A 13,803-nucleotide genomic window follows, 5' to 3' on the forward strand; every position below is an offset into this window, starting at 1 on the left:
CGGTTGTGTCGATGGGTTGCCCGACCGCTCCCTGAGCTACGCAACGGTTGTTTGCCTTGGTTGGGTGCGGGTGGCGGCCGGGCGGTTTGTTGCTATGATACGGGAGTTCCTATATACAAGGTTGGGTCGGGACCCAACCAAACATCAAGGTCGTCTGAAATCAATTCTCAGACGACCTCCCCTATAATTTTTATCCAAAAAATACTGACAGAGGTATGCCTGGAAAAATAGTTGGTCAGCAATCACCAATGAAAACAGTGCGCGCTACCGTTTTGCCTACGACGTCCTCGACCGCCTGATTGCCGAAAGCGGTTTCGACCATAAGCTGACCGGCTACCGCTACAACGCCGGCAACGAGCTGGTCCGAACAGCGCGAATTCGGCGACGACGCCTCCCTCGCTGCCAAACTGATGGCGCAACTGGGCGGGCAGCCCGTCCCCAAAAGAGATGCCGCCCCGCTTTCAGACGACCTCGACAGCCAAACCCCGCTGCGGATTACCGAGTTCAAACGCGATATATTGGGACGCTTAATCCACACCCTCGCCCGCGACGGCGGCGACAGAGTTCAGGAAACCGTTTACGGCTACGACCTGGACGGCAATCTCGTCCGCGCCGCCAACCGCCACAGCATCACCTGCTTCGACTACAACGAAAACGGCCAACTCATCGCCCAGCACCAATGGAAAGTGCCGTCCAAAGAAGAAAACGCCCGAAACGGTTTGCCCGAAACCGACTGGCGCGATGCGCAGTACGATATGCTGTACCTGCCCGTTACCGAAACCGTCCGCTACCACTACGATTTCAACGGCAACCGCACCGCCACAGTCCTGCCCGACGGCAGACAAATCAACTACCTGTATTACGGCAGCGGCCACCTGCACCAAATCAGCCTCGACGACGAAGTCATCACCGACATCGAACGCGATCGGCTGCACCGCGAAATCTTCCGCACACAGGGTAAACTCGCCAGCCGTTACGAACTCGATCCTTTAGGTCGTCTGAAACGGCAAATCGCCACCCTCAACGACCTGACGGAAGGCGGCAAAGGCAAAACCAAAGTAGCGGCGGGCTATGGCCAAACCGCCGTCAAACGCAGCTACGGCTACGACCGCACCGGCAACCTGACCCACAGCACCGACCAGCGGACGGGAACGACCAAGTTCGAGTACGACAAACTGGGCAGGATTACCCAAGCGGGCAATGAACTGTTCGCCTTCGACCCCGCGCACAATATCCTCGACCTCCCGACGGAAAAGGTCAAACCATACCCTACCCCCTCTCCCGTGGGAGAGGGTCGGGGAGAGGGCAAAACCGCCGCGCCGCTTTCAGACGACCGTTCCGTCATCACCGACAACCGCCTGAAAACCTACAACGGCACGACCTATTACTACGACGACCTCGGCAACCTCATCCACCGCGAACTCGCCGACGGCGAAGTGCAGAACTATTTCTACGATCTGCATGACCAACTGGTTAAAGCCGAAATCTTCAAAAAAGACGGCACGAAAGAAACTTGGGCGTACAGCTACGACGCCTTGGGCAGAAGGATAGGCAAAGGTCGTCTGAAAACAGACGGCAGCCTAGAAGACGAAACCCGCTTCGTTTGGGACGGCAGCCATCTCTTGCAGGAAGTCAAACCGGACGGCAGATATACCTATATCTACACCGATCAAGATTCCTACGAACCGCTGGCGCAAGTCCGCAATTGGACAACCGAAGACGGCGAAAACCGACAACAAACCCGCTATTTCCACTGCGACCAAATCGGCATCCCTAGGGAGATGACCGATAAGGACGGCAATTTACTGTGGTTCGGCAACTACACCGGCTGGGGTCGTCTGAAAGAGGAAACCCGAGTAACGGATAGCGCATACCAACCCTTCCGCCTGCAGAACCAATATGCCGACCGTGAAACGGGGCTGCATTACAACTTCTTCAGGTATTACGAACCTGATGCAGGTCGGTTTGTGAATCAGGATCCGATTGGGTTGAGAGGTGGCAATAACCTGTATACGTTTGCGCCAAATGTACAAATGTCCATTGACCCGTTGGGTTTGGCTGCTATTGACATTCCCTTACCCGCCAACCCGGCATCAGAAGGTATCATAACTCGTGCTGCTGCTACAATTATAAGATACAGTCCTGCTATGGGATTACTACTGATACTGAGCGGAGATACCCCACAGAAAAAGGAAGAAACACCAACCAAGCCTGTCCCTCCTGCTATAGCTCAAAATAACGCCAATAAAAAAGGCTCTGGAAAATGTACTCGTGCGGATACTAGTATAGCGGGGGCGGGAGCAGGTACACCTATGCCACCTGATGATGATCCTGATGTTGAGCAAGATAATAGGAAACAGAAAAAAGGTTCTAGAAATTCTGATAGTTCTAAAAATGAGAAACATGGAGATGGAGGTAGATCACTTAAAGCAGCTGAAAAACGGATTAAGGAATTACAAGAGCAGATTAAACCTGGAATGCCTAGAAAAGAGAGGCTTAGTTTGGAGAAAAAAATAAGTAATATTACGAAAACTGCGGCACGAAAAGCAAAAGGTGTAGAACATAGTAGAGGAGCAAAACGATGAAATTAAACCTATCCCCGTTTAAATCTGTAGGTCCATTTAAGTTTGGAGAAAATGTTGATAAATATATTTCTATCCTACAATTTTTTAAATATAGTCCACCGAATGAATTTGGAGTATGTGAGTATGAATCTCAAGATGGTAGTTTTTTTATTACTGTGAGAGAAAATAAAATTGATTCTATATTTTGCTATAAAGAACTATTTTACAAAGATACTAATTTAATTGGATTAACTATTGATCAGTTTAAAATAATTACTGAGAGCAATTTTATAGGTAAAATAGATGAGTTAGATTTTGAAGATGATGGCATCCCACAATTTGTTTATGAATTTGAAACAATAGGATTGCAAGTTTGGGAGAAAAATAGCAGGATTGTTACTATTATAGCAAGTCCATATATAGAAGATGATTAGCCTGCGTAGATTATGTCAAGTTCCGACAAAACACATCAAGGCCGTCTGAAATCAATTTTCAGACAACCTTTCCCTATAATTCTCATCCAAAAATACCAGAGGAAGTATGCCTAGGAAAGTTGGTCAACCATCAGCAAGCGTAAGTTGGGTCGAGACCCAACAAAACATCAAGGTCATCTGAAATTACTTTTCAGATGACCTTTCCTATAATTTTTATCCAAAAATACTGAAAGGGGTATGCGTGGAAAAATAGTCGGACAGCCATCACCCTTGATGGTCCGAAATACCAACAAACCGCAAGTTAAAATTAGATTTACAAAATAGTTATAAAGGAAATGTTTATGAAAAAAATAAATGATATTTTTATTGGGCAGAATTTTTCTTTACCCAACAATTTTTTAATACCCAATTATGATACTTTTTTGTTCTTTGATTTTGAGCTTGGAATGGATTTAGAGTTTCTTGGGGAATTTTCTGACTTGCTAGATTTAGGTGGCTTTAATAAGCAAGTTAATTTTTTAGACTGTGATTTTAATATTATGGTGGAAAACTGGATTCTTAAACATGATAATTCACTAAAAAATATACAAAGAGTGATACGCTCTACGAATGATTATGGTGATGGTGGAGTTATTATGGCAGATACTGATTTAAATTGGGTTGCGGTTCAGGATATACCTATTAATTGGGGTGTTTTTGCATTTCAAAGTTCAAAAAAAGAATCTATAAGGTTATTCCATATGATGGATCGAGATTGGTTTGTAGACATTGAAAGATTTAAGGCTATGGAGAAGGTATTAATAAGAGAGTTTGGAGAGGAGTTTATAAATATCTTATTAAGAAATTACGGTAATATTCGTAGCAAGCCGTAGCCTGCGTAGGCAGCTTGTATCTGGTACGCACGCAGTTTCTGCCTTTCAGACGACCTCAATCCTTTTTCGAGGTCGTCTGAACCATTTATTCTTTAACAATCTTAGCCCAAAGCGCCTACGAATACGGCCAAGATGGTCTGCCGACCTGACGTACCAATGCGCTGGGCCATACCTTCGGCTACCACTACGACAAAGCCCGCCGCTTAGTCGGCCTCACCAATGAAAACGGTGCGCGCTACCGTTTTGCCTACGATGTCCTCGACCGCCTGATTGCCGAAAGCGGTTTCGACCATAAGCTGACCGGCTACCGCTACAACGCCGGCAACGAGCTGGTCGAGCAGCGCGAATTCGGCGACGACGCCTCCCTCGCCGCCAAACTGATGGCGCAGCTGGGCGGACAGCCCCTCCCCAAAAAAGACGCATCCCCGCTTTCAGACGACCTCGACAGCCAAACCCCGCTGCGGATTACCGAGTTCAAACGCGATATATTGGGACGCCTAATCCACACCCTCGCCCGCGATAACGACAAGGTTCAGGAAACCGTTTACCAATACGACTTGGACGGCAATCTCGTCCGCGCCGCCAACCGCCACAGCATCATCTGCTTCGACTACAACGGAAACGGCCAACTCATCGCCCAGCACCAATGGAAGGTGCCGAGCAAAGAAGAGAACACCCGAAACGTTTTGCCGACAGCCAAAGAGGTTACGGCGCGGAAGAGATCGCCAGTGTGTTGGACCAGCTGGCGTTTACCTACCATTTTTACGGGCACACGGGCGAGGCATACCAAAACAACTTCGCGGATAACGGCATCACCCGGTCGGTAAAAATTAAAGAATTGGAATTTGACGGACAGGGAAAATTGTCGGAAGGCTGTATGTTGATTTTGGAAGTGGAGCAGAAGAAAGGGGACAAGCTGTTTACGCTTTCGCCTGTACTGTTAAACGAGATCATTCATTTTATGCAGGACACTTGGCGGTATTGCTGATGCGGAAAGGACGGATTGAAAACCCGTCCTTTTGTTTTGCCGGTTGTTTTTCAGGTAGCCTACACCATTCAAGGCTACCTGAAAATTCATTTCTAAAAATAAAAGCTCATTCATTCAATGCCGCCAATCTCGCCCGAATTTTTGCAGCTGCATCTTCCGTACTGTTACCAACGATAACGTTTTGCTTGTCATCGAAATACTGCACGGCAGGGAGGTCGCGCAGGAAGCTGTCAATATTCTGTGCGGTCAGGAAACGGCCGTGCATATCCCAGCCGACATTGAGGGCGCGTCCTTTGACGGCAGCCATGCGGTCGTGCAGATGGCCGTAGAGGTGGTATAGGCCGTGGTGGATGCCGTCCCATTCGTATAAGGGATAGTGGCACAAAATCGCGGTATTGCCGATTTCGGGCAGTTTGAGCCGCAGGTAATGGCTGGCGGACGAGAGCAACGGATGACCGTCGGCTTTGCGTGTGTTGAGGAAATGTGCTTCGTTTTGCCGAATTAGGTAGTCGTGGTTACCGTAGATCAAATGGTGTTGACCGTTAAGCCGTTGCAGCACGGCTTCGATGTGTGCGGGATTTTTGGCAAAGCAGACATCGCCGAGGTTGTACACAGTGTCTTGCGGGGTAACGACGCGGTTCCAGCAGTCGATCAGGTATTCGTTCAGCTCGTCGGCGTTATCGCTTTGCAGGCGGAATTGCGGGCAGTATCGGGCGATGTTGGGATGGGAGAAGTGCCAGTCGGCGGTGAAATAGGTTTGAGGCATGGGATACTCGGTTTCTGGTCATCTGACAATGAAAAATAAGGTGCAGGCTGCTTTAGAGGCCGTCTGAAATGGGGTTGGCGCGATAAAAAGCAGCCTGCACTTTTTGCCTGCCTATCTGCCGGTCAATACCAACCGTCGGCAGAAGGCTTCCCAATCGGCAAGGTACACAACGTAAGTGCCGTCTGTTAATGGATGTATATCGGAAGCGCAGGCAGTGCGCCAATAGGTGTAAAACGGAAGTTTGGCGATGTCGGCTTCCGATACGGCAGGGGCATTATCCTGTTCTGGCATATGCACAATCGGCAGGCCGAAATAGCTGTATTGGCCGTCTTCCGCTTGATTGCCTGTGTGGCCGGTTTGGCCGCGGTGTCTGCCGGTACGGACAAACAGGCGGCAGAATGCGTTCCAATCGTGCAGAAACACGGCGGCTTGCCCGTCTATCAGGTTTTGGGCGGAACCGATGCTGCTGTCCCGCCAAAACAGGTAGAACGGCAATTCGGCGATGTGGCGCTCCATGACGACCGGACAATCGCCCCGTCCTGCCGACCGCATCACCGGAACGCCGAAACAGGCGGTTTCAGGCAAGGCATGTGCAGGCTGCATGAAGGTGTTTTGCAGGATTACGGCCGCTTCTGCAGGGTCAATACCCAAACTGTCTATGGCAGGCTGCAAGGTTGCAGGCAGGTCGCAAAAGCAGCCTGCACCTTCCAGCAGGCAGTACACCGAGTTGTGCGTATGTGCCAGCGGTGCAGCCCATAGGGTAACGGGCGAGGTGCGGATTCGGCCGCCTGCGGTAAAACGTCCCGAACCATCCTGGGCGACTGTGCCGTACACCACGGCATACTCGGATTTGCCGGGCGTGTGGTAGCGCGTGAAGGTCCAGTCGGTGAGCATGCAGGGGGAGAGGGTGTAGTCGTGGGGATGTTCGGATGGGATGGGGTTGGCGGGCATGGGGTATTTCTTGGGTAACCGTTTTCAGGCTGCCTGAAAAAATCCGCTTCTATTATATAGGAAGCGGAATTCTGTGTAGCTGACGATAAAGCTTAACGGCGTTGTAGCGTTAATGTCGCGCCCATTGTACCACGCCCCATGCCGAAATCCTGTTTAATCGTCAGTTGGTAATCGCGACAGCGGTAAACATATTGCTGCCGACCTCTTTGCCAACCTGTTTTGGGTAAACCATAACGCCCCGTCCATGCACGGGCAAGACCGGCAACGGATGTTTCGAGATCGTCATAAACGAGCGAGAAGGCACTGATTTGACCGCGTGCATAGTTGATATATGCCACAGATTGCACATCGGGCGAGAGGCGGAGCTGTCCGGGTTCGGTGTCAAACTGCCCGGATTGCGAATTGCTGGCATGTCGGCGGGCTTGCGGGAAACGGCGTTGGAAGGAGCTAACCGGTTCGTCGAGTTTCAATCCTTCGATAGTCATTGATTGCAGCGGAACGGCGCAGGTTTGTGGCGTAGCTTGGGCGGCCAAGGCGGTGGTGAGCAGTAATGTAGAAAGAAGAATTTTTTGCATAATGGGTTCCTTGTGAATGAGGGAGTATGTAGAAATTAGCCGCTACCTGAAGAATAAAAGTAAACTCAACTGTCACAGAGTATATGAAGCATTTTTTCAGTAATCGCACCATATCTCATCCGGGCCCCGCAACTGGGGTTGTTTGAGTATCCCCAATAAGGGCTGCGTAAGTCTGTCTCATCGCTTTTAGTACCTGCATTACGTGTACTTACCAATCTGTTTCTATAAAAGTTCTTCATGCGCACTGCTTCATAACTTCTTTCCTTGCAATAATACACGTGAATGGATTCCTGCCTATCTATCTTAACTCCTAGGCCTCCGTTTACCGGTACTACATATTGATTTTTCATTCTAACCGCTATGATATTAGGATTATTATCAACAATACGTATAGAGTTGGCATCATAACTTTTATCTACCCCCGCCTGACCACCTACAAAACGACCTACATACCGCCAACTTGGCCGGCCAAGCTTTATATTTAAATCGGATTTGGCACATTGTGAGGCCGTGCTGCCGCCGTTGGCACTTAGTGCCCCACCCAAACCTATGAAAAAGTTATCTATATCTGCAGCGGTACAGGCAACCAGCAATAAACTGCATACGCTCACAGCCAATAAGGGGTTACGTTTCATGATTTTCTTTCTAATTAACATAGGTGGGAGAGGGGTTCTCAGGCTACCTCATAATTTTCAGGTAGCCTGAATATCAAGATGAGGACTTAAAACCAAGCCTTTTTACCCTGTACGTACACACACTCAAACTCTTCATCGCTGCACATCAGGAACCCGGATATCGTTAGAGAAGGCCATGGTGGCTCCTTAAATAATCTGTAAATAAGTCATCCAGGAATTACTTGTAGAGAAAATATCAAAACCGCTTTAATTTGTCAATTAATATCTAAAAGTTTAATTTATGAATGTTATTAACAGGGTTCTACAAATCCTACTAGATGATTTTGTTTAGTACAGATACTTACAGTAGAATCAGTTCTGTTATCCGTAGATGACTCTTGGAAAATGATTGAACAAAAAGAATCAGAGAAAGAATTAGTTGTATTTGACTCAGCGCATTTGGCAGCTTGGTCTGCCCGAAAAATGCGCAAGGCAGCGAAGGCCGAGAAGGCGGCTGCCACCATGACGGAAGAGTGGAGTGAGCAGATCCTGTTAAACGAGATCCTGAGGGTCTGCCTGCAGAAGGCGGCCGATCTACTTGGGGTATACAATCCAGATGGCTTGGCCATTACCATGAACGACTGTATCACTTGGGCCGTGGAAGCTGCCATCGCCAAAACGGCTGAGCAGTACCAATTTTATGACAATACATTTAATTTTATAGAAGCACCCGTCATCAACGGCTGGAACAATTTCCGTTTTACCTGCCGTTTTTCCAATGAAAACTTGAAGCAGGAAATGGGGGCGGCACTAACCTGCTGGCGGCGCATGAGCGGCTACAATGTCAGTTCCAGTGTGTTTATCAATTTTGCGATCGTGTTATTTTTGCAGCATGCCGGCTTTGTATTCTACGATCTTGATGGACAGGAAATAGCAGACGCTTTCAACATCCTGGCAGCACCCGAATCACAGCTGGGTAAGATCGAAGTACGTTTGGGCAACAGGCCGCAAGTTGTTTTCAGCCAGCCTGCATACGGAGGACGTTTTTTCCCCGCCGTGTTTTATCCGGTCGGGCTACCTGAAAATCCAACAGAAGAAATTGAAGAATGGGAAGATTTGGCCTTACGGCTACCCCTAACTTTGTACCGCGTGGTAAACATGTGGGCAAGTGCCTGCCAACTGGAAGCAACCGAACGACTACAGCAATACGATCCCGCTGCGGGCATAGCCATGCAAACTGATGAACGGACTTGGGATTATTCATTTGAAGAAGCCGTCCGCATGGCTATAGACATCTATATCCGGCTGGAAGAATACGCGCAGGCGAAACAAAAACCGGTTTGGGGTGAAGCTTGGCAGACAGTATTGCCCGGATCCGGTTTGCCTGAAGCACTGGCACCCAAAACCACCTCACACCCCGAAAAAAACATCGAGTATGTGCGCGTCATTCCGCGAATTGCCAAAGCTAAGCTAGCACAATGGAGACAATATTCCGGTTCGGACAATAATAAAGCGATGATGGCCTTGACCACCATGTTGCAGCTATACGGGCTGTATGTCAGTGATACCGAAGATGATGGTCTGCCGCCTTTGCAGGTAATGAGTTTATGGCAATATTTCCGCATGGCCAAAGGGCATGAGCTGTACGTCCTGCGCGAACGGGATCTGTTACACCTGCGAGATGACCGTATGACCAACCCGATACGGATTCTGGATGAACTGTTTTACCGCTACGATCAAGATTATTTCATCGGCTCAACAACAGAAAATGAGGAAGCTTTCGCCGAGCGTGTCGTGAAAAGAAAGATAAAGCGTTAGCTCGAAAATAGTTTCAGGTAGCCTCAAACATAGGCCGCAGGCACGGCAACCAAATTCTCTGCCAACCAGATTTTTTGCGGGTACTGGTTGATGATCGTGCCGTGGGCGATGCCCAATTCGTTTGCCGGCAGCGTGTTGCGCAGCAAGTTGAAAGCGGCGGCCATTTTTTTATTGGGATTGGCGGTAGCCTTGATTTCAACGGGATACAGCATCTGCTGGTGTTCGATCAGTAGGTCGATTTCTTTTTGATTGGTGTCGCGGTAAAAATAAATCGGCGGTTCTTGGCCTTGGTTGTGGAAGGATTTGATGATTTCACCCACCACGAAGGTTTCAAAAAACTGCCCGCTCTTGGCTCCGTTTTGAATGGTTTCCGGCGTCAGCCATTTGGTCAGGTAGGCCATCAGGCCGGTGTTCAGCATATAGACTTTCGGGGTTTTGATGGCGCGTTTAAGGTGGTTGTTGCCATAGGGTTGCAGCAGATAGACGATGCCCGATGTTTGCAGCACGGTGAGCCAACGCTTGACGGTATCCACCGATACACCGATTTCCTGGGCCACGCTGCTGTAATTCAATAATTCCCCGCTGCGGGCGGCAATAGCAATCATGAACCGAGTGAAATCGCCGCTGCTGCCTACATTGACCAATTGGCGCACGTCGCGTTCGATATAGGTGGCGACATACGAGGCATAGTAAACCTGCCAGTCGGTTGCGGGTTGCTCGTATAAGCGCGGCATATCGCCGCGGTGGATAATCTGCCAGATATTTTCGTGTTCGGGCAAACTGAATACCGGTTTCCGGTCAGCCAAATAGCCTTCATTCGGCACAAAGGCCGTCTGAAAATCATCGCCGCGCATTTCGCGCCACGACAATCCGTTTAATTTCAATACCGCAATGCGCCCGGCCAGGCTTTCGCTGACATTTTGCATCAACTCAAAAGCCTGAGAACCGGACAGCAGGTACAGGCCGTTCTGCTTGCGCCGGTCTATATCCATTTTCAGCAGGGGGAACAGCTCGGGGGCATATTGGACTTCGTCCACAATCAGCGGCGGCGTGTGGTTCAATAAAAACAGTTGCGGCTCGTTTTCGGCTTGGTCGAGCAGTAAGGGATCGTCTAAGGTAAGGTATCCGTATTCGGGCGCAATGTGCTGAAGCAGCGTAGATTTACCGACCTGCCGCGCACCGGTCAGCAATACGGCGGGAAATTGTGCGGACAGCTTTTGCAGGACGGATTGCAGGTGACGTGGGTAATACATAACAAAATCCAGTTTAACTTAAGACGGAATCTTAATTTAAACTGGATTTTTGCGCAATACATCTTATTTTGTGTGGTAATGATGCCGTAGGTCACACCGCGAAACAGCCGTCATATACACTCCTCGTTATACAGGCGGACATAGTCCTCGGGTGTGATGCGCCGCTCATTCTGGCTGTTAGGCAGATAATCAACAATAGAGACCGGGCTAGATAACACGGTAGATTCTCCGGCGGTACAAAAGGTGCGTGAAGAGTTAACAGCATTAAGCGATCAGCGAGCATAACAGGAAGTAGCTGATGATGCTTACAGATACGCTAACCCGACTAAAAAAAGAACCGCTCTTTCCAGTTAGGCAAGCTGACCGACAAAGGCACATCCGAACCACTGCTGAAACCAGAACATGCTCTTTCGCAGCTGCAGAGGGTTTTTGACGGGGTTCAGATGGCACTAAGGAGGGGGAGCTCATGGAGCACAGTACGCAGGCCTCCCTACTTCAAGTACGCTCAACAGAACAGCAACGGATACTGTGTTCTACCCGTAGTGATATCAATGCGCTCATGAAGGAGGTGCAAGGCATCAAACATCCTTTCCATAACCTATCTACATTCAACCAGAGATATTCAGCCCCGCCCTTCTAAAACATCATCGGTATCCTAGAATCCCAACTACAATCCTGATAATTATTGGTGGAACCAATATTAACCAAATCGCCAGCCAATAAACAAGCCACCCTGATTGGGTGGCCTTTTTATTATTGGGTGGACAGATACATCTCGCGAATCTGCTCTTGGGTTGGTTTGGTTAACCCCATTGGTCATTGGTACAGCGTAGGATGAATTTATTGCTTCAGCAGACATAACTAACGCTCCATCCGCCAGTTTGCATACATCTCCATATTGGCATACTCGACTATTTCCCTTTTTGTCATCAACCCACCTACCAACCCGAAGGCTGTCGAGCCGAACCCGATAACATAAAATCAGCTTCGCCCTCGTTCGGTTGACGACCGAACTCGGAGTATGCCGACGGGCGTCTTACCGAATTCCGTCTCGACAATCCGATGACCATCGTGTCAAACCCTATGGGAAAAGTCAGCCAAAATTTCCAAAATCACCGATGTATATATACTATATATGATATATATATTCTTATAATAGGTACTTATATAGTATATATAAATATAAGTATGCGCTTTAAACAAAAAAAGCAATCTCTAGGACATATCATAGCTCCACTTTTCCCAAATCTATAATTTCAAAAAATTCGGGAGGCAAAACAATAAAAGTTTTACCTCCCAAGAAAAATTTTTCCGAAATCTTCATATATCGCTCATATTTTTCAGAGTCTCTTCCTCCAATGATAAATAATTCTTTGCAGACCAGTCCTTCATCTTTTTATTTTTATGCAGACCGTAGTAGAACACTTCGTGAAAAAAATAAATGTGGCCCAAACTTGAGTAAAAATTTTTCCAACACGAACCCTAGTACACCGGCCTGGCAAACCATGGCTGGAATTTTTCTGTACCGGCTTGCTACTTTTTCTCTTCCAATGACAGTAATCGAACAAAGCTTTGGTACGTTGCGCCGTAAATTCCGCTATGCCCGGGCAGCCTATTTTGGTCTGATTAAAGTGAGTGCGCAAAGCCATCTGAAGGCGATGTGTTTAAACCTGTTGAAAGCGGCTAACAGGCTAAGCGTGCCTGTTGTTGCCTAAAAGGTGACACAGATGCCCTATTATGGGGTATCCGAAGAGGATTAAGGGGGTATTTGGGTAGAATTAAGGAGTGATTGGGAGCGGAAACAGCCGAAAACAGCCGAAAACCTGTGTTTGGGGTTTCGGCTGTTGGGGGGAGGAAGGAATTTTGCAAAGATCTCTATATCATTGAATCAAAACGAATACTGCTGGTAACGAAAACAGTATCAACAATGAAACGATTGACCACGAACCTAGGTACTCCTCCGGTCATTAGGGGAGATAGATGCCGGTCGTCGGTATCATCATCACTGCTTTATTAGGTTTCACTTTTCACTGAGTGAAAGAACCAGGTTCTTGCAATCATCTTTCAGCCAAGCAAAGCTGTCTGCCTCAATCCCCCTTTTGATTGCGGACTTGGTCTCGGCAATCTGCCCATTGCCCGTCGGTATGACTTTCTGCATCGGTGCGGATATGCTGTAAGCAAGCCTTAAAGTGCCTTTAACCTGGCATGCATCACAGTCGTTGCCGGTAGTGACTGCTGTACGGATTCCATTTGCACTAATACGCTGATCTGATTTTGTCAGCCGCCGATAAACCAGGTCCGGATAACGCTAGCGATACCTACATCGGCGCACAGGATATCGGAACCTTGTCCGCTCAATCGGTGCTTGATTAGGCTCAACAGATGGGGAAGTGTGCCTGACCAGGTTTTCCGGTTAGTAAGTTTTGCCAAAGTCTCGGGCAGAAACCACTTCAAAAATATCAATCCATTGATATTTAATATTATTTCTACTTTATATTAAAAACCATGCGGCGCTCAGCATTAACAGAACCTAGTTCCATTACATGAATACACTTGTGGCCATCGTACTTTTTATAGGGATAACCAGCTACGCCAATCCAAAGTAACCTGTTATTCATTCAGTGAACAAAGGTTTTTCTACGTTTCAAACCGCCATATAGTCTGCCAATATTCATCCTCCTTTGAGAATGGGCTGAAAAAAATTTTAGGGCTTTTTACTGCTAATATAGTTGGTACCAATATAGGCAAAGGCAATGGATGCGCACCTGACATTGTTGCTTATCCCACCGGTAAATCACCCTCCCCCACGCAGTGTAGAACACAATCTGCCGTGGACAATGGATTATAGTCAATTAAAAATAAAATAGTACAATACTCAACTTTTAAGGTCTAACCATGGCATACTCTGCGGACTTAAGAAACAAAGCTTTAAACTATTACGAACAATGCAAAAACATCAGCCAAACCG

The 13,803-nt window shown here is 47.9% G+C and carries 10 protein-coding genes and 1 pseudogene; 6 read left to right on the forward strand and 5 right to left on the reverse strand.

What is annotated here, in order from left to right:
* The first annotated feature begins 410 nt into the window (after positions 1–410).
* The 4 genes from AAG834_RS12655 (at position 411) to AAG834_RS12675 (ending at position 4,697) form a co-directional block, all read left to right on the forward strand.
* Entirely contained in the window at positions 411–2,585 is a 2,175-nt protein-coding gene (locus AAG834_RS12655; protein WP_342032337.1) for an RHS repeat-associated core domain-containing protein, read from the forward strand.
* Positions 2,582–2,998, forward strand: coding sequence for a hypothetical protein (locus tag AAG834_RS12660; RefSeq protein ID WP_146736906.1), 417 nt, complete (start codon positions 2,582–2,584; stop codon positions 2,996–2,998). Before AAG834_RS12655 ends, AAG834_RS12660 begins: the two co-directional genes overlap by 4 nt.
* Positions 2,999–3,339: 341 nt before the next feature.
* A complete protein-coding gene (locus AAG834_RS12665) occupies positions 3,340–3,870 on the forward strand; it encodes a hypothetical protein (protein ID WP_342032338.1) in 531 nt (176 codons plus the stop codon).
* Between the two features lie 380 nt (positions 3,871–4,250).
* Positions 4,251–4,697 carry a hypothetical protein gene (locus AAG834_RS12675; protein ID WP_342032339.1) on the forward strand — a complete coding sequence of 149 codons (447 nt, stop codon included), beginning with the start codon at positions 4,251–4,253 and terminating at the stop codon, positions 4,695–4,697.
* A 267-nt stretch (positions 4,698–4,964) separates the two neighbouring features.
* Here the strand turns inward: AAG834_RS12675 and AAG834_RS12680 are convergent, their stop codons facing one another.
* From AAG834_RS12680 to AAG834_RS12695, 4 genes are all read right to left on the reverse strand, one after another.
* Entirely contained in the window at positions 4,965–5,624 is a 660-nt protein-coding gene (locus tag AAG834_RS12680) for a phosphoesterase (protein WP_342032340.1), read from the reverse strand.
* A gap of 111 nt (positions 5,625–5,735) precedes the next feature.
* A complete protein-coding gene (locus AAG834_RS12685; RefSeq protein ID WP_342032342.1) occupies positions 5,736–6,518 on the reverse strand; it encodes a hypothetical protein in 783 nt (260 codons plus the stop codon).
* Positions 6,519–6,667: 149 nt separating this feature from the next.
* Positions 6,668–7,150, reverse strand: coding sequence for a hypothetical protein (locus AAG834_RS12690; protein ID WP_003742232.1), 483 nt, complete (start codon positions 7,148–7,150; stop codon positions 6,668–6,670).
* A gap of 65 nt (positions 7,151–7,215) precedes the next feature.
* Positions 7,216–7,785: a hypothetical protein gene (locus tag AAG834_RS12695; RefSeq protein WP_070515463.1), complete on the reverse strand. Its 570-nt coding sequence runs from the start codon at positions 7,783–7,785 to the stop codon at positions 7,216–7,218.
* A gap of 384 nt (positions 7,786–8,169) precedes the next feature.
* On the opposite strand from AAG834_RS12695, the gene AAG834_RS12700 reads away from it, so the two are divergent.
* Positions 8,170–9,582, forward strand: coding sequence for a hypothetical protein (locus AAG834_RS12700; RefSeq protein WP_342032341.1), 1,413 nt, complete (start codon positions 8,170–8,172; stop codon positions 9,580–9,582).
* Between the two features lie 23 nt (positions 9,583–9,605).
* On the opposite strand, the gene AAG834_RS12705 is transcribed toward AAG834_RS12700, so the two are convergent.
* Positions 9,606–10,835, reverse strand: coding sequence for an ATP-binding protein (locus AAG834_RS12705; RefSeq protein WP_070515469.1), 1,230 nt, complete (start codon positions 10,833–10,835; stop codon positions 9,606–9,608).
* Between the two features lie 1,556 nt (positions 10,836–12,391).
* Between AAG834_RS12705 and AAG834_RS12710 the strand changes: the two are divergent.
* Positions 12,392–12,550, forward strand: a pseudogene (locus tag AAG834_RS12710) (transposase); the annotation flags it as partial.
* Between the last annotated feature and the right edge of the window lie 1,253 nt (positions 12,551–13,803).

The organism is Neisseria sp. Marseille-Q2251 (genome assembly GCF_940793045.1).
GTDB lineage: Bacteria > Pseudomonadota > Gammaproteobacteria > Burkholderiales > Neisseriaceae > Neisseria.